Genomic DNA, 16,498 nt, shown 5'->3' on the forward strand with positions numbered 1-16,498 from the left:
TCGATTCGCGGATAGTGAGGCCTCGCGAGAGCGTATACGCGCGCTGTTTCATTCTCCGCTCGGGATTTATGTGAGTCAGGCGCAGCGTGAAGGCTGTGAACTGCGGCTCGAATTCGATACGGCCAGCGAGGATCTCGCGTTCACGCTGCGTACGTTGAAACGGGTGCTGCCGGAAGCGCGTATAGAGGAAATCGCGCCGCGTGTGTTTGCGCATCGGGTCGGCACGCGCGGCGCGAGTTGACAGCTCATGCTTTCGATGACTCGATCAGATCCGGGTGATGCTCACGCATGAATTCGGCGTAGGGCTTCATCCGCGCGAATTCTTCATCGGAAAGCTCCCATGTGTCCGGATCCATCGCAATGCCTCGGTTGATCGCTTCATTCTCTTCGGGCGTGGGAAGGATGAAGCCATGTACGGTTCTTTGCATCTCGATTTACCTCTCTGTCGTTGGCGCGGCGCAGGCTGATGATGCGCCGCGTCTCGTTTCTCCACGTGAAGACCACGCAGAATATTCGGCCGCGGATAGGCGTGTAGCCCACCTCACGAACCTCTCCATAATCCCGACGATCGTCTACCTCCAACACGACACCGTCCCATGCGATCTCTCTCGCAAGGTCAAGCGACACGCCTTGCTGTATCCGATTGATCGCGTCCTTCAACGGGTCAAACGTGATGTCGAAGTGCATTCATTGTGGTTCCCAGAAGTAGAAGTGACAAGACACGAAAGTTCTGATTTGCGGATTGCGATTAATCCGAAGTCCGAACGATTTGCGTCACTTCATTTTTCTGAAAACCTCAAGGCTTCTCAATAGACCGATTGGCTACCGAGCACGTGTGATCCTGCAGTTCTTCCGACGACGTGGGGCCATGAGTTATCGCTCGAATTCGATACCGGCCAGCGAGGATCTCGCGTTCACGCTGCGTACGTTGAAACGGGTGCTGCCAGAAGCGCGTATAGAGGAGATCGCGCCGCGTGTGTTTGCGCATCGGGTCGGCACGCGCGGCGTGGGTTAAATGTCACGCTGCCGGAGGCTCGCAGACCATCGACCGTTGCTCATAAGCCGGGGATATCTTCAGTTGCAGGAAGTCATCGTAGGAAAGGTTCCAAGTATCCGGATCAAGTTCAATGCCCCGCTGAATCTCGGCCTCTTCTTCAGGCGTGGGAAGGATGAATCCTTTATACGTTTGGTGCATATCGGTTAATCTCTCTTTTGTTGGCACGGCGCAGACTGATGATGCGCCGCGTTTTGTTTCTTAGCGTGTACACCACACAGAAAATGTGGCCGCGAATCGGCGTGAATCCGACCTCGTGAACCTCTCCGTAATCGCGACGACCGTCTAACCGCGGCACGACACCGTCCCATGCGATCTCTCTCGCAAGGTCAAGCGACACGCCATGCTGTATCCGATTGATCGCGTCCTTCAACGGGTCAAACGTGATGTCGAAGTGCATTCATTGTGGTTCCCAGAAGTAGAAGTGACAAGACACGAAAGTTCTGATTTGCGGATTGCGATTAATCCGAAGTAAGAACGATTTGCGTCACTTCATTTTTCTGAAAACCTCACGGCTTTTCTATAGACCGATTGGCTACCGAGCACGTGTGATCCTGCAACTCTTCCGACGACGCCCAGTTGCCCGTCTGGACGTGATCGTTGAGCAGAAAGAACACAGGCGCGCCATCGCCGCGCACGGCGCCCGCGAGCAACAGCGTCTGTTCGCCCATCGTCTGGCCGCGACGGGCCGCATAGGGAGCGACAAGCTTGAAGGGATCGGTATGGGCGAGATCGGCGTCGTCGATGCGCATCGCGCTGTAGACATGACCGCGCAGCCGCACCGGCAGCGGCGCCCACTCGGTGCCGATGCCCGGCCCCACTTCGCGCAGCGTCTGCGCGACATCGGCCGCGAGGCAATCGATATGAATATGCAACTGGTTCTGCGTGCGTCCGCTCGCGGAATTGATCGCAAGCGAAACTTCATCGCGCGGCAATGTGCGACGCAGCGCGCGGTCCACATACACGCGCGCATGCCACGCATCGCGAAAGTAATTCGGCGCATTCGGTTGAAGCAACTCGGGACTTTCGATGCCGCTCACGCGCGCCGTCGGGATCAGCAGATATTGCGCGATGCCGACGATATCCTTCAACACCGCATAGCCGCCCCGAAGACTCACATCCGCGCATCTCTGCTGCACGTGCGCGCCCTCGGCGGCGGGCTCGCAGTAATCGTGGACGATCTCCCACAGCGCGTTCGGATTGGCCGCGCACGCGAGCGGCAGACAGAGGACGCCTAGCGCGGCGAGGAAGCGGAGTGTCGTTTTGCTTTTCATCGGCATGATCGGGCGGCGAAAGATAAACAGCCTGCCGGATTATGCTTGCAAGCGCGTGAAAGCGCTTCGAAACGCGACAAAGCCCCGCGCCACGAGGACGCGGGGCTTTGTCGGCAAACGCGACTCAGGCCGCTTCGGCGCGATTCACCGGATGCGGTTCCTTCAGCTTGTTCGCGACGCGCGCCGCCTCGAAGTACGACGCGTTCGGCGGACGCTTCAGATACTGCCCGGCGCCGCGCTCCGCGCGCAGATCGCCGTTCGCCCATGCGAGCGCGCCACGCGTGAGCGTGTGCGTCGCGACGCCTTGCACCGTCATGCCCTCGAAGACGTTGAAGTCCACCTTCTGATGATGCGTCTTCACGGAGATCGTGCGCGTCGCGGCCGGATCCCATACGACGAGGTCCGCGTCCGCGCCCACCTGCACTGCGCCCTTGCGCGGATAGAGATTGAAGATCTGTGCGGCATTGGTCGACGTCACGCGCACGAACTCGTTCGGCGTGAGACGTCCCATGTTGACGCCGTGATGCCACAGCACCGACATGCGATCCTCCACCCCGCCGCAGCCGTTGGGGATGCGCGTGAAGTCCTCGCGTCCCATCGCTTTCTGCGAAGCGCAGAACACGCAATGATCGGTCGCCGTCGTATGCAGTTGACCGGATTGCAGGCCGCGCCACAACGCCTCGCGATGCTCGCTCGTGCGAAACGGCGGGCTCATCACGTGCGCGGCGGCGCGCGTCCAGTCCGGATCGCGATATACCGATTCATCGATCACGAGATGGCCCGGCAGCACTTCGCCGAACACCCGCAGTCCGTCGTTGCGCGCTTTGGCGATGACATCGACGGCATCTTTCGCCGACACATGCACGATATACAGCGGCACGCCAAGCACCTGCGCGATGCGGATCGCGCGGTTGGCCGCCTCGCCCTCCACTTCGGGCGGACGCGAGAGCGGATGCGCTTCCGGCCCTGTGAAGCCCTTCGCGAGCAGTTGCTTCTGCAACTGGAAGACGAGCTCGCCGTTTTCCGCGTGCACCGTCGGCAGCGCGCCGAGTTCGAGCGAGCGCGTGAAGCTGTTCACGAGCACTTCGTCGTCGGCCATGATTGCGTTCTTGTAGGCCATGAAGTGCTTGAAGCTCGACACGCCGTGCTCGTGCACGAGCAGACCCATGTCGCGATGCACCGACTCGTCCCACCACGTCACGGCGACGTGAAAGCCGTAATCCGCCGATGCCTTTTCCGCCCAGCCACGCCATTCCTTGAACGCTTCCATGAGCGGCTGCTTCGGGCTCGGAATCACGAAGTCGATGATGCTGGTCGTGCCGCCGGACAGGCCTGCCGCCGTACCTGTATAGAAATCGTCGCTTGCGGTGGTGCCCATGAAGGGCAGTTCCATGTGAGTATGCGGATCGATACCGCCGGGCATGATGTACTGGCCACCGGCGTCGATGATCTGTGTAACGGCGGGGAGGTCGAAATCGGCGCCAATGGCGAGGATCGTTCCGCCTGCTTGCGGGTCTGCGCAGAGCACGTCGGCGCGGTAGGTGCGGTCGGCGTCGATGATCGTGCCGCCGCGGATCAGGATGGGCATGAGGGTCTCCTGGGGGTTGTTCGGTTGGTTCGTTCGGGCTTCTATGGAATCTAAAAAATTTCAGGCACTCAAAACGCCGGCCCGCGGGCTCCCCCGCAACTTCATCCACGACCCATAGACGATAGCAGCAAGTACGAGCCCCACGAACCACGCATACGTGTAGAGCGTATTGAAGAACCCCGGCACGCCCGGAAACGAAGCCGGAAACGCGGTATGCAAAAACCCCGGCAAATTCGGCAACACGCCGACCAGAAGCGCGACGACCGCGGCGATATTCCATCCGCCGCTATACGAATACTCCCCGTCTTCATCGAAGAGTTCGCGATGATCGAGCTCTGTGCCGCGAATGAAAAAGTAATCGACCATCATGATGCCCGCAACCGGCCCGAGCAGCGCCGAATACCCGACGAGCCAGGTAAAGATATATCCCTGCGTAGTCGCGAGAATCTTCCACGGCATCATGACGATGGCGATCGTCGCCGTGATCATGCCGCCCGCGCGATAGGAAATCCCCTTCGGCCAGAGACTCGAAAAATCATAAGCAGGCCCAACGAGATTGGCAGCAAGATTGCAGCACATCGTATCGAGCGTGAGAATGACGAGCGCGATCCCCACGCCGATGCCCGTCATGCGGCTCGTGAGATCGATCGGGTCCCAGATCGCCTTGCCATAGATCACGACCGTCGCCGAGGTCACGACGACCGAAATCACCGAGAGCAGCGCCATCGGAAAAGGCAGCCCGATCGATTGCCCGATCATCTGATCGCGCTGCGAACGGGCAAAGCGCGTGAAGTCGGGAATATTGAGCGCGAGCGTCGCCCAGAAGCCGACCATCGCCGTGAGGCCCGGCCAGAACGTCGCCCAGAAAAGCCCTTCCTTCTTGCCGCCAACAACGAATTGCGAAGGCGCCGAGAGCATCGAGCCGATGCCGCCCGCCTTCGTCGTCGCCCACCAGACGAGCGCGACGCACATCACGACCTTGATCGGCGCCGACCAGCTTTCGAGCCAGCGAATCGAATCCGTGCCGTGCCAGATGAAGTAGAGCTGCAGCGCCCAGAACACGAGAAAGCACGCGAGCTGACCGAGCGAAATATCGATCAGGGGCAGCGCCGCGCCGTGCATTGCGTTGCCGGTGAGGATATTCAGGAGCGTATAGATCGCACTGCCGCCCAGCCACGTTTGTATGCCGTACCATCCGCACGCGACGATCGCGCGCAACAATGCCGGCAGCTTCGCGCCCTGCGTGCCGAACGACGAGCGCACGAGCACCGCATACGGAATGCCGTGCTTCGCCCCCGCGTGGCCGATCAGTAACATCGGCACCAGCACGATCACGTTGCCGAGCAGCACCGTCGCGACCGCCTGCCACGGCGACATGCCCTGATCGGTGAGACCCGCGGCCAGCATGTACGACGCAATGTTCATCACCATGCCGACCCATAGCGCCGCGAAGTGATACCACTTCCAGGTGCGCTGCGCGGGGCCGGTGGGTGCGAGATCCTCGTTGTACAGACTGCTCGTCTCGACGTTATGCGCTGTCTGATTCATCGGATGCACTCCGGTTGAGTATGCGGTTGATCATGGATATTCAACGACGACGAGCGCTACGTCATGTTTATGCCGCTTTCACGGACTCCTCCGCCACGACGCGGGCCGGATTGTTCGGATGCGTGGTCCAGTTCGCGTATTCGCCCGCATCGACGCGTTCCATCGTGATGCACTGCTCGACCGGACACACGTGCATGCACAGATTGCAGCCGACGCATTCCGAGTCCACCACTTCGAAGTGCCGCTTGCCATCCTTCTCCTTCAGGATCGCCTGATGCGACGTGTCCTCGCAGGCGATATGACACAGCCCGCACTGAATGCACTTGTCCTGATCGATGCGCGCCTTGATGTCGTACTTGAGATTGAGATACTTCCAGTCCGTCACGTTCGCCACCGCGCGGCCGCGAATGTCGTCGAGCGTCGCGTAGCCTTTCTCGTCCATCCAGTTCGAAAGACCGTCGGCGAGATCGGAAACGATTCGAAAGCCGTAGTGCATCGCCGCTGTGCAGACCTGAACGCTACCCGCGCCGAGCACCATGAACTCGGCCGCATCGCGCCAGGATGAAATGCCGCCGATGCCCGAGATCGGCAGATTCGGCGTCTCGGTATCGCGCGCGATTTCCGCGACCATGTTGAGCGCGATCGGCTTCACGGCCGGACCGCAATAGCCGCCGTGCGTGCCCTTGCCATCGACGGTCGGCATCGGCGCCATCTGATCGAGATCGACCGCGACGATCGAATTGATCGTGTTGATCAGCGACACGCCATCCGCGCCACCCTTGAATGCCGCGCGCGAGCCCATGCGGATATCGCTGATGTTCGGCGTGAGCTTCACGAGGCACGGCAGCTTCGTGCCTTCCTTCACCCAGCGCGTGACCATCTCGATGTATTCGGGCACCTGTCCCACGGCCGCGCCCATGCCGCGCTCGCTCATTCCATGCGGGCAGCCGAAGTTCAATTCGACAGCGTCCGCGCCCGTATCCTCCACCTGCGTGAGGATCCACTTCCAGTCCTTTTCGTTGCACGGCACCATCAGCGAGACGATCAGCGCGCGGTCGGGCCAGTCACGCTTCACCTGTTCGATCTCGCGCAGGTTCACGTCCAGCGGACGGTCGGTGATCAGCTCGATGTTGTTCAGCCCCGCAATGCGTTGCCCGTTCCATTGCACCGCGCCGTAGCGCGAACTCACGTTGACGACGTGCGGATCGAGACCGAGCGTCTTCCACACGACGCCGCCCCAGCCCGCTTCGAACGCGCGGTTGACGTTGTAGGCCTTGTCGGTCGGCGGCGCGGACGCGAGCCAGAAAGGATTCGGCGACGTGATGCCGGCGATGTTGCAAGTCAGATCGGCCATGTTTTTTGTCTCCTTTATCGGTCAGGCGGCTTTGATCGCAGTCAGCTCGAACGAGGCGTCGATGGACGCCGCCGCGAGCTTGCCGTCCTGCACGGCCTGCACGGTGAGATCGAGTCCTTCATGGGTCGCGCAATCGCCGCCGGCCCACACTTTCGCGAGCGTCGTCTGACGGTTTTCATCGGTCACGATGCGCCCTTCGTCGAGCGTCAGCAGCGCCCGGTCGATGCCGATGGGCACGAGCGTCTGACCGATCGCCTTCAGCACCATGTCCGCTTCGATCACGAAGCGTTCCGTGTCACGCTCGAACTCGACGCCGGTCACGACACCGTTATCGCCGATCAAACGCACGGGCTTCGCGTGCGTGACGATACTCACGCCGTTGGTCTGCGCGAACTCGCGCTCGGCCCACGTCGCGCTCATGTTCTCGACGCCGCGCCGGTACGCCATCGTCACGTTCGTCGCGCCCAGCTTCCGGCTTTGCACGCAAGCATCGACCGCGGTATTGCCGCCGCCGATCACGACCACGCGCCGCCCGACCGGCACGCTCGCGAGGTCATCGGCCTGACGCACTTGTTCGATGAAATCGACCGCGTCCATCACGCCATCGAGCGATGCGCCTTCGAGCGCGAGCTCACGCACGCCCGCGAGACCGAACGCGATGAACACCGCGTCGTACTGCTTGCGCAACTCGTCGAGCGTGAAGTCGCGGCCGAGCGACTGCCCCGTTTTGATCTCGATGCCACCGATCGAATACAGCCATTCGATCTCGCGCTGCGCGTAGTCCTCGATCGTCTTGTACGCGGCGATGCCGTATTCGTTGAGGCCGCCGGGCTTTTCGCGCGCATCGAAAATCACTGCGCGATGTCCGGCCAATGCAAGCCGATACGCGCACGCGAGGCCCGCCGGTCCTGCGCCGACGATCGCGATGCGTCTGCCCGTCTCCGGGGCGCGCTTGAAAAGCGGCTCGCCTTTGGCGATCGCCCAATCGGTCGCGTGACGCTGCAATGCGCCGATTTTCACGGGTTCGTCGCCCGGATGATTGCGCACGCAACTACCTTCGCAAAGAATCTCGGTCGGGCACACGCGCGCGCACATGCCGCCGAGCGGATTCGCCGACAGAATATCGACCGCCGCGCCCTTCAGATTGCCGTTGCCGATCTTGCGGATGAAGCCGGGAATGTCGATGCTCGTCGGGCACGCCTGGATGCATGGCGCGTCATAGCAATAGTGGCAGCGGCTTGCAGCGGCCGCAGCAGCGGTGGCGTCGAGCAGCGGCGCGACGTCCGCGAATTCGCATGCGAGTTGCTCTTGCGTGAGGCGCTGGTTCGCGATATCGCCGGTCTGTTTCATGGTCATGCGCGTTCCTTGTGAAGACGGTCGACTACCCGCCGTCCGCGTGTCGTGACGCGGACGGTTCTGAACGTGAATGAGAAAAGCGCTGCCTACGAAGCCGGTTCCGACGCGCGCTCCAGCATTGCGTGCAGCAGCACATTCGCGCCCGCCTCGATCCACTCCTGCGACGCGTCTTCGATTTCGTTATGGCTGATGCCGTCGACGCACGGCACGAACACCATCGAGGTCGGCGCGACCTGCGAGAGATAGCACGCGTCATGGCCCGCGCCCGACACCATGTCGCGATGCGAATAGCCGAAGCGCTGCGCAGCGGCGCGCACGGAGGCCACGCAAGCGGCATCGAACTTCACGGGCTCGTAGTAGAAGATCTGTTCGAACTCGGTCGACAGGCCGATCGCACCCGCAATGCGCTCGACGCCTTCACGCAGCGCGGCGTCCATGCGCGCGAGCACGGCATCGTCGGGATGACGGAAATCGACGGTGAAGAACACGCGGCCCGGAATCACGTTGCGCGAGTTCGGATGCACCTGCATCATGCCGACCGTCGCGCACGCGAGCGGCGCATGATCGAGGCCGATGCGGTTCACGAGATCCACCACGCGCGACGCGCCGAGCAGCGCGTCCTTGCGGCGCGGCATCGGCGTGGGGCCTGCGTGCGCTTCCTGACCCGTCAGCGTGATCTCGTACCAGCGCTGGCCTTGCGCATCGGTCACGACGCCGATCGTCTTGTCCTCGGCTTCGAGAATCGGCCCTTGCTCGATATGCAGTTCGAACGCAGCATGCAGCTTGCGGCCGCCGCACGGCAGATCGCCCGCATAGCCGATGCGCTTCAGTTCCTCGCCGATCGTCTTGCCATCGACGTCCTTGCGCGACAGGCCATAATCGAGCGAGAACACGCCCGCGAACACGCCCGATGCGACCATCGCGGGCGCGAAGCGCGAACCTTCTTCGTTGGTCCAGATGACGACTTCGATCGGATGTTCGGTCTCGATGCCGCGATCGTTGAGCGTGCGGATCACTTCGAGCCCGCCGAGCACGCCGTAAATGCCATCGAAGCGCCCGCCGGTCGGTTGGGAATCGGCGTGCGAGCCGGTCATCACGGGCAGCGCGTCGAGGTTGCGCCCAGCGCGGCGCATGAACACATTGCCCATCTGATCGACGCTCACCGTGCAGCCCGCTTCCTTCGCCCAACTAACGATGAGGTCGCGTCCCTCCTTGTCGAGATCGGTCAGCGCGAGACGGCAGACGCCGCCTTTCGGCGTCGCGCCGATTCTGGCCATCGTCATCAGGCTGTCCCATAGACGTTGACCGTTGACCCTGATGGACGTATCGAGACCAGCCTCTCTGATTGCATCCGTTACAGCGTTCATTCGCCTCGCTCCTTACGATCGGACTTCGTATGTGAGTGACTTCGTTTCGTGCATGCCGGATGTTCGCGGTGCAATGCCGCACGCGCCCGGTGCACGGTTTCTGTTATGCGATGACTGTTGCCGGCGACCCTTTTCCTGCTACTTCGAGCGCTCTTCAAATCCTGTCCAGTTGGACAGGTTGTAGCCGATTAAAATAAGCAAATCAACGTCTTTCGTGCGCGGGCAAACACGAAGCGAAGTAAGCGATAAGCGTGCCATTGCAATGCAGCATCCGCTGGCAATGGTTCCGGCGAGGATTTCGTCGCGATGCAGCGCGGCGTGCACGAACGGCGCTATTCAGGCACGATGCGGCACACACGGCACAAGAATTCGACGATGAGACACGACGATACGGCTGACCACATCCGGGAAAACGCGGACACGGCGCCACCCTTGCGACGGCGCAAGGCGCAGATTCGCGAGAGCAACGAAGCGCAGCTTCTGGCGTGCGCCGAGGAAGTTTTCGCGGAGAAAGGGCTGGAAGGCGCGAGCACGGCGATGATCGCCGAACGTGCCGGCTTGCCGAAGGCCAACCTGCACTACTACTTTCCGACCAAGCTCGCGCTCTATCGTCGCGTGCTGGAAGACCTGTTCGAAGACTGGCACCGCGCGGCGGATACCTTCGAATGCAGCGACGATCCCGTCGAAGCGATCGGCGGCTATGTGCGCGCGAAGATGGAATTATCGAGAAGAAGGCCGCTCGGCTCGAAGGTGTGGGCGAGCGAGATCATTCACGGCGCGCATCACATGCAGGACATTCTGAACGAGCGTGTGAAGCCGTGGCTCGATACGCGCGTGATAGTGATCGAAAGCTGGATCGCGCGCGGCCTGCTCGCGCCGGTCGAGGCGGACACGTTCATGTTCATGATCTGGGCGATCACGCAGCACTACGCCGACTTCGACGCCCAGATTCGCGCGCTCAAAGGCAAGCGCGCACTCACGCGCAAGGCCTTCGATGAACAGACCGAAGAAGTCGTGCGCCTCGTGATTCGCGCGTGCGGCGCGGTGTCGCCGCGCGTCGAAGAAAAACACGACGCGCAATGAAAAACGCCGGTCGCTATAGCGGCCGGCGTTCGACTTGCTGCTTACTGCTGTACAGCTTCACTGCGGTACTGCTACTGCCTTTCTCGCAAGATATTGCTACTGCCAACGCTTGCTGCACCCTCTACCGCTACTGCTACTGCTTGCTGCTACTGCCTGTCTGAGCGCCGAGTGGCGCTCCGATCAGTGACCGAAGTAGACCGAATTGCGATCCGACATCGACACGTTGGCGCGCGCCACCGGAGCAACCGCACCCGATTGCGATGTGCCTGCCGTCGAAGGACCATAAGCCGAAGCGCCGTTTTCAGCGTTCACACGCGCTTGTGCAGCCTGAAGATTTTGCGGGTAATTCACGCGATCTTCCGACGGGTTGTAGCCGGCCTTTTCCAGTTGAACCAGTTCGGCGCGGACTTGAGCGCGGGTCACCGGCGCGTTGTCCTGTGCAAATGCGAACGTCGGAGCAGCCAGAGCGCTGGCGATGACGAGTGCGGGAACGAATGCCTTGATCATGATGAACCTCCAATAGTCTTGTTTTGAAATCGAAACCGAACCGGAAGCTTTTTAAGTAGTTTCTGATTTCGTTTCGCTTGAAAACAGTGTAGGAGGCATCAGCCTTAGGGGAAACCCCGATTTGCACGAAACATAATTGTCCGGATCGCAACAATACGTTTCGCGGGGCGATTCGCGCGACACGCCAATTCAGACCGGTTGTCGCGCCCTAAGTAACTGTTTTTATTAGATATCCTCGCCCTTAGAAGATATGCGCAACCGATTCCAGCGCGAACGGCAATTACGGCTTCGCCAGCCAATCGCCATTCACGCGCCAGCTACCGCTTTTGTCACATAAGCGAGCGCAGCCGTTACCAGCTCGTGCAACAGCGGCTGGACCTGGCTTGCTCGCGCTTCGTCGTAAGCAAACGGCGCCGTTTCTTCCATGTAGCTGACTTGCGTCAGTTCGAGCTGAAGCGCATGAACGCCCTCTCCGGGCCGGCCATAGCGCCGCGTGATGTAGCCGCCCTTGAAACGCCCGTTGGCCACCGTCGAATAGCGGCCGTCGCGCTCGACGATCCCCGCGAGATGCTCGGCCAGTCCCGGCGCCGCCGACGCGCCGTCCGCCGTGCCGAAGTTGAAATCGGGCAGGCGTCCGTCGAAGAAGCGCGGCACGACCGAGCGGATCGAATGCGCTTCCCAAAGCAGCACGCGGCCGTGCGCCTGCCGGAGGGCATCGAGTTCGCGAGCGAGCGCGTCGTGATACGGCTGCCAGTACATCGCGCGGCGCGCGTCGATCTGTTCGCGCGACGGCTCGTGGCCCGGCTTGTAGAGCGGCGCCTTGTCGAAGGTATCGAGCGGACACAGCCCCGTGGTGTCGCGGCCGGGATAGAGGTTGGCGTCGTCGGGCGGACGGTTCAGGTCGATCACGTAGCGCGAGTACGCCGGCGTCAGGATCGATGCGCCCAGATCGCGCGCGAACGCATACAGCCGTTCGAGATGCCAGTCGCAATCCTCGACGCGCTGCGCGATCGGCGTCATCTCGGCGGCGAGCGCGCAGGGAATCTGCGTGCCCCGATGCGGGATCGAAATCAGCAACGGCGCGTTGCCGCGTTCCAGCGTGAAGATCGAAGATTCGTTCATGAGATGACCTTTGGGTTCAACCCAGCAAGCCGCGCAACGCGGCGCGATAGCGCGTGAGCGCCTCGTCTTCCTGCGCGTGTCGGCGCGCGTCGATCACCTTGCGGCCCGACACGAAGACATCGCGGATCGGCGTCTCGCCATGCTCGCAGAACACCGCGCTCGACAGCCAGGTGTCGCGCGCATGCCCGCCGATGCCCGGATGCGCGTCGTCGAGCACGAGCCAGTCGGCGCGCTTTCCCTGCGCGAGCGCGCCGACGGGCCGCCCGGTCGCGTGCGCGCCGCCGTCGAGCGCGGCGTCGAAAAGACGGTCGGCGGGACGGCTCTGCGTCGGCGATGCCAGCACGTTGCGCTGGCGACGGCACAGGCGCTGCCCATATTCGAGCAGACGCAGTTCCGAGCGCCAGTCGACGCCGACATGACTATCCGAGCCGATGCCGATGCGCCCGCCCGCATCGAGATAATCGCGTGACGGAAACACGCCGTCGCCGAGATTCGCCTCGGTCGTGAGACACAGCCCCGCAACCGCGCCGCTCGCCGCGAGACGCGCGCATTCGTGCGCATCGACATGGGTTGCGTGCACGAGGCACCAGCGCTCGTCGAGGTTGAAGCGTTCGAGCAGCCATTCGACCGGACGATGCCCCGTCGCTGCGACGCACGCTTCCACTTCGGCGAGCTGTTCCGCCACGTGGATATGCACCGGCGCACGGCCGAATCGCGTATCGAGCCCTTCGAGGACCGCCGCGAGCGATTCGCCTCCGACGGCCCGCAATGAATGCGGCGCGACGCCGTAACGGCGCGCGCCGTTTTCGGGCCGCGCGCGGGCGAGCGCGTCGATCAGGGCGAGCAGCGTGTCGGGCGTGTTCAGAAAGCGCCGCTGATCCTCGCGCGGCGCGCTCTTGTTGAAGCCGCTGAATTCGTACAGCACCGGCAACATCGTGATGCCGATGCCCGCGCGCTCGGCCGCATCGACGACGCGCTCGGCGAGTTCCGCGCGGTTCGCGTAGGGCGCGCCATCGGGTGCGTGATGCACGTAGTGAAACTCGCACACCGACGTATAGCCCGCCTTGAGCATCTCGATGTACAGCCAGTGCGCGATATCCGCGAGCGATTCGGGCCCGATTCCCGCGGCGAAGCGATACATGAGATCGCGCCAGCTCCAGAAGGTATCGGCGACGCTCGCACGATATTCGGTGAGGCCAGCCATCGCGCGCTGGAACGCGTGCGAGTGCAGATTCGGCATGCCGGGCACGACCGGCCCTTTCGCCCGTTCGACGCCGGTAGGCGCCGCGCTGTCCGGCGCGACGCGCACGAGCGTGCCGGCGTCGTCCCATTCGAGCAGCACGTCGCGCCGCCAGCCGTCGGCGAGGCGCGCGTGGTCCGCGAAGAATGCGTTCATTCTGTCTCCTTCTTATGTCGATGCGCGGCTGCTCGCCGTCTCTACAACATGTCGATGCCGATGTGCAGCCACGATGCGCCCTTCTTCATCTCGCATTCCAGTGCGACCGCGCGTCCGACGCATAACGTGTCGCCTGCTTCGAGCGTATGGCGCGTGTCGGCGGCGGCTTTGATATCGATCCTTCCGCGCGCGCAGTGGATGAACCTCAGATCGTGATCGGGCGTGAGCGAGCACGAAGCGTGGTGGACATCGACCGTCGCGCGGGCGCGATCGCGCCGCACCATCACGTTGAAATCGCGCGTCGGGCCGTCGATGAGCGTCGCGTGAATCGGCGTTTCGCCGGCGAAGCGCGCGCTCGCGAGCGGCGTGTCGAGCGCATGCACTTGGCCATCGGCTTCGCTCAGACGCATGCCCGCGCCATCGAGCAGCACGAGCACGCGATCGACGCCCGCGAAGGTCGAGAACGCGCCGTCGGACGCCACGTCGGCGAGCGACAGACGCCACGCGAAGGCATCGAACGACGCGCCTTGCGGCCCTGTCGCGATCTCGCGCGTGACGCCGCCGCCGTTTTTCCACGGCGCGGGTGTGAGCGAATCAGCGCGAATGATCATCACGTTCAGAAATGCCCGGTGAATTGATAACGGTCGCCCGGATGCCAGAGGTTCGCGACCGATGCGACCGCATCGCGCGACCACGTGCGCCGATGCAGCAACAGACACGGCTCGTGCTCCGTCATCGCGAGCGCGGCGCGAATCTCCGCCGACGGCACCGACGCCTCGATCCGGTACTCCACGCGCTGCAGCGGCGCGGCGGACATCAGGTACTGATTTGGCGTGATCGTCGTGAAGTCCTGGCGCGCGTATTCGGGCGCGAGCGCGGGATTCACATAGCGCTCTTCCATCTGCACCGGCTCGTCGTTCTCGAAGTGCAGCACACGCGAATGAAACACCGGGCTGCCGAGCGCGAGATGCATTTCGTCGGCGAGCGCTTCATCGACGATCGACGCGCCCAGATGCAGCACCTGCGCGCGATACGCGTGGCCGCGCGCGACGATTTCATCGGAAATGCTGCGAATCTCGACGAGCGTCGACGCATATTTCGGCTGTGCGACGAAGGTGCCCGCGCCCTGCACACGCGTGAGCACCTGTTCCGAGGTCAGCTCGCGCAGCGCGCGGTTCACGGTCATGCGCGCGACCTTGAACTCGCGCGCAAGCTCGTTCTCGGAGGGCACCTGATCGCCCTCCTTCCACTCGCCGATGTGAATGCGCTGGAGAATGTAATCCTTGATCTCCTGATACGCGGGCGTGTTCATGCAGGCTGTTCCGACGCGAACGAGAACGGGCTGTGCCGCGCGATCGCGCCTTCCTGCACGAGTGTCGCGATCGCGGCGATATCCGGCGCGAAGTAATGATCGAGGTCGTAATGCGCCACCTGCGCGCGCAGCGTTTTCATGACTTCGGAGAGCGGCGCGCTGGTCTGATGCGGCGCGCGCAGATCGACGCCCTGCGCCGCCGCGAGCAGTTCGATCGCGAGGATGTTCGCGGTGTTGCTCGCGATGTCGCCGAGCTTGCGCGCGGCGAAGGTCGCCATCGACACATGGTCTTCCTGATTCGCCGACGTGGGCAGCGAATCCACCGACGCCGGATGCGCGAGCGTCTTGTTTTCGGATGCGAGCGCGGCCGCCGTGACGTGCGCGATCATGAAGCCCGAGTTGACGCCACCGTCGCGCACCAGGAAAGGCGGCAGGCCGGAGAGCGTCGCGTCGATCAGGAGCGCGATGCGGCGTTCCGCCAGCGCGCCGATTTCGGCGGCGGCGAGCGCGAGGTTGTCGGCGGCGAACGCGACCGGCTCCGCATGGAAATTGCCGCCGGACAGCACTTCGCCGGTGTCGGGGAAGATCAGCGGGTTATCGGAGACGGCGTTCGATTCGATCAGCAGGACTTCGGCCGCGTGGCGCATCTGGTCGAGGCACGCGCCCATGACCTGCGGCTGGCAGCGCAGGCTGTACGGGTCTTGCACTTTCTCGCAGTCCGCGTGCGACAGATTGATGCCCGAGCCCTTCAGCAGCGTGCGGTACGCCGCCGCGGCGTCCATCTGCCCGCGATGTCCGCGCAGTTCATGGATGCGCGCATCGAACGGAACGACCGAGCCGGCCGCCGCATCGACCGACAGCGCGCCGGCGACGAGCCCGGTGCGAAACAGATCCTCGATCGCGAACAAGTTGTAGAGCGCCAGCGCCGCCGACGCCTGCGTGCCGTTCAGCAACGCGAGGCCTTCCTTCGCCTGCAAATTGAGCGGCTTGAGGCCCGCGACCGCGAGACCGTCGAGCGCGCCGGCGCGTTCGCCGCGAATCATCACTTCGCCGATGCCGAGCAGCACCGTCGACATATGCGCGAGCGGCGCGAGATCGCCCGAGGCGCCGACCGAACCCTTGACCGGGATGATCGGCAGCACGTCGGCATTGAAAAGCGTGATGAGCGCGTCGATGACTTCGCGACGGATGCCCGAATGGCCGCGCCCGAGGCTCGACAGCTTGAGCGCCATCAGGAGACGCACGACCGGACGCGACATCGGCTCGCCGACGCCCACTGCATGCGACAGCACGAGATTCTTTTGCAGCAGTTCGAGTTGGTCGGCCGGAATGTGCGTATTGGCGAGCCGCCCGAAACCGGTATTGATGCCGTAAGCGGGATCGCCTTTCGCGGCGATGGCGGCGACGGCGCGCGCGCTCGCGTCGATCGCGCCGAAGCTCGCAGGATCGAGTTCGAGCGAATCCGAGCCTCGCGCGATGCGGCGCAGTTGCGGCAGAGTCAGTTTTCCGGGCGTGAGCGTGATCATGGTTCGTCCTG

17 protein-coding genes are annotated in these 16,498 nt (G+C 63.0%); 4 read left to right on the forward strand and 13 right to left on the reverse strand.

All coding sequences use genetic code 11. The features are described 5' to 3' along the window. Window positions 1–70 precede the first annotated feature (70 nt). The 3 genes from AWB80_RS44865 to AWB80_RS43915 all read left to right on the forward strand — a co-directional run bounded on the left by AWB80_RS44865 (window position 71) and on the right by AWB80_RS43915 (window position 1,015). Complete coding sequence (locus AWB80_RS44865) at window positions 71–241, forward strand: hypothetical protein (protein WP_244206458.1); 171 nt, start codon at window positions 71–73, stop codon at window positions 239–241. Window positions 242–360: 119 nt separating this feature from the next. Next, complete coding sequence (locus tag AWB80_RS45555; RefSeq protein WP_425266839.1) at window positions 361–813, forward strand: hypothetical protein; 453 nt, start codon at window positions 361–363, stop codon at window positions 811–813. A gap of 55 nt (window positions 814–868) precedes the next feature. After that, the gene (locus AWB80_RS43915; protein ID WP_160147430.1) at window positions 869–1,015 is read left to right on the forward strand and encodes a hypothetical protein; all 147 of its coding nucleotides are present in this window, start codon (window positions 869–871) and stop codon (window positions 1,013–1,015) included. Between the two features lie 163 nt (window positions 1,016–1,178). On the opposite strand, the gene AWB80_RS10090 is transcribed toward AWB80_RS43915, so the two are convergent. The 7 genes from AWB80_RS10090 to AWB80_RS10120 form a co-directional block, all read right to left on the reverse strand. After that, complete coding sequence (locus tag AWB80_RS10090) at window positions 1,179–1,454, reverse strand: BrnT family toxin (protein WP_061174499.1); 276 nt, start codon at window positions 1,452–1,454, stop codon at window positions 1,179–1,181. Between the two features lie 109 nt (window positions 1,455–1,563). Continuing rightward, entirely contained in the window at window positions 1,564–2,328 is a 765-nt protein-coding gene (locus tag AWB80_RS10095) for a CDP-diacylglycerol diphosphatase (RefSeq protein WP_244206459.1), read from the reverse strand. Between the two features lie 124 nt (window positions 2,329–2,452). Further along, entirely contained in the window at window positions 2,453–3,916 is a 1,464-nt protein-coding gene (gene hydA, locus AWB80_RS10100; RefSeq protein WP_061174501.1) for a dihydropyrimidinase, read from the reverse strand. Window positions 3,917–3,976: 60 nt separating this feature from the next. Continuing rightward, a complete protein-coding gene (locus AWB80_RS10105; protein ID WP_061174502.1) occupies window positions 3,977–5,464 on the reverse strand; it encodes an NCS1 family nucleobase:cation symporter-1 in 1,488 nt (495 codons plus the stop codon). A 67-nt stretch (window positions 5,465–5,531) separates the two neighbouring features. Continuing rightward, window positions 5,532–6,818: an NAD-dependent dihydropyrimidine dehydrogenase subunit PreA gene (gene preA / locus AWB80_RS10110; protein ID WP_061174503.1), complete on the reverse strand. Its 1,287-nt coding sequence runs from the start codon at window positions 6,816–6,818 to the stop codon at window positions 5,532–5,534. A gap of 21 nt (window positions 6,819–6,839) precedes the next feature. Beyond that, window positions 6,840–8,174, reverse strand: coding sequence for an NAD(P)-dependent oxidoreductase (locus tag AWB80_RS10115; protein ID WP_061174504.1), 1,335 nt, complete (start codon window positions 8,172–8,174; stop codon window positions 6,840–6,842). Window positions 8,175–8,260: 86 nt separating this feature from the next. Continuing rightward, window positions 8,261–9,541, reverse strand: coding sequence for a Zn-dependent hydrolase (locus AWB80_RS10120; RefSeq protein ID WP_061174505.1), 1,281 nt, complete (start codon window positions 9,539–9,541; stop codon window positions 8,261–8,263). A gap of 375 nt (window positions 9,542–9,916) precedes the next feature. Between AWB80_RS10120 and AWB80_RS10125 the strand changes: the two genes are divergently transcribed. Beyond that, a complete protein-coding gene (locus AWB80_RS10125; RefSeq protein WP_096031974.1) occupies window positions 9,917–10,624 on the forward strand; it encodes a TetR/AcrR family transcriptional regulator in 708 nt (235 codons plus the stop codon). A 180-nt stretch (window positions 10,625–10,804) separates the two neighbouring features. On the opposite strand, the gene AWB80_RS10130 is transcribed toward AWB80_RS10125, so the two are convergent. The 6 genes from AWB80_RS10130 to hutH form a co-directional block, all read right to left on the reverse strand. Beyond that, window positions 10,805–11,128, reverse strand: a complete 324-nt coding sequence (locus tag AWB80_RS10130) for a DUF4148 domain-containing protein (RefSeq protein ID WP_061174663.1) — start codon at window positions 11,126–11,128, stop codon at window positions 10,805–10,807. A gap of 309 nt (window positions 11,129–11,437) precedes the next feature. Beyond that, on the reverse strand, window positions 11,438–12,253 hold the full coding sequence (gene hutG, locus AWB80_RS10135; RefSeq protein WP_061174506.1) for an N-formylglutamate deformylase: 816 nt from the start codon (window positions 12,251–12,253) through the stop codon (window positions 11,438–11,440). Between the two features lie 16 nt (window positions 12,254–12,269). Then, the gene (locus AWB80_RS10140; RefSeq protein ID WP_061174507.1) at window positions 12,270–13,649 is read right to left on the reverse strand and encodes a formimidoylglutamate deiminase; all 1,380 of its coding nucleotides are present in this window, start codon (window positions 13,647–13,649) and stop codon (window positions 12,270–12,272) included. Window positions 13,650–13,690: 41 nt separating this feature from the next. Continuing rightward, window positions 13,691–14,260, reverse strand: coding sequence for a HutD/Ves family protein (locus AWB80_RS10145; protein ID WP_087131169.1), 570 nt, complete (start codon window positions 14,258–14,260; stop codon window positions 13,691–13,693). A 5-nt stretch (window positions 14,261–14,265) separates the two neighbouring features. Then, window positions 14,266–14,961 (reverse strand): histidine utilization repressor, encoded by a 696-nt coding sequence (gene hutC, locus AWB80_RS10150; RefSeq protein WP_061174509.1) that lies wholly within the window; start codon window positions 14,959–14,961, stop codon window positions 14,266–14,268. Beyond that, on the reverse strand, window positions 14,958–16,487 hold the full coding sequence (hutH, locus tag AWB80_RS10155; RefSeq protein ID WP_061174510.1) for a histidine ammonia-lyase: 1,530 nt from the start codon (window positions 16,485–16,487) through the stop codon (window positions 14,958–14,960). The genes hutC and hutH overlap by 4 nt, the downstream gene beginning before the upstream one ends. Window positions 16,488–16,498: the final 11 nt, after the last annotated feature.

It is taken from the genome of Caballeronia pedi (genome assembly GCF_001544915.2).
GTDB lineage: Bacteria > Pseudomonadota > Gammaproteobacteria > Burkholderiales > Burkholderiaceae > Caballeronia > Caballeronia pedi.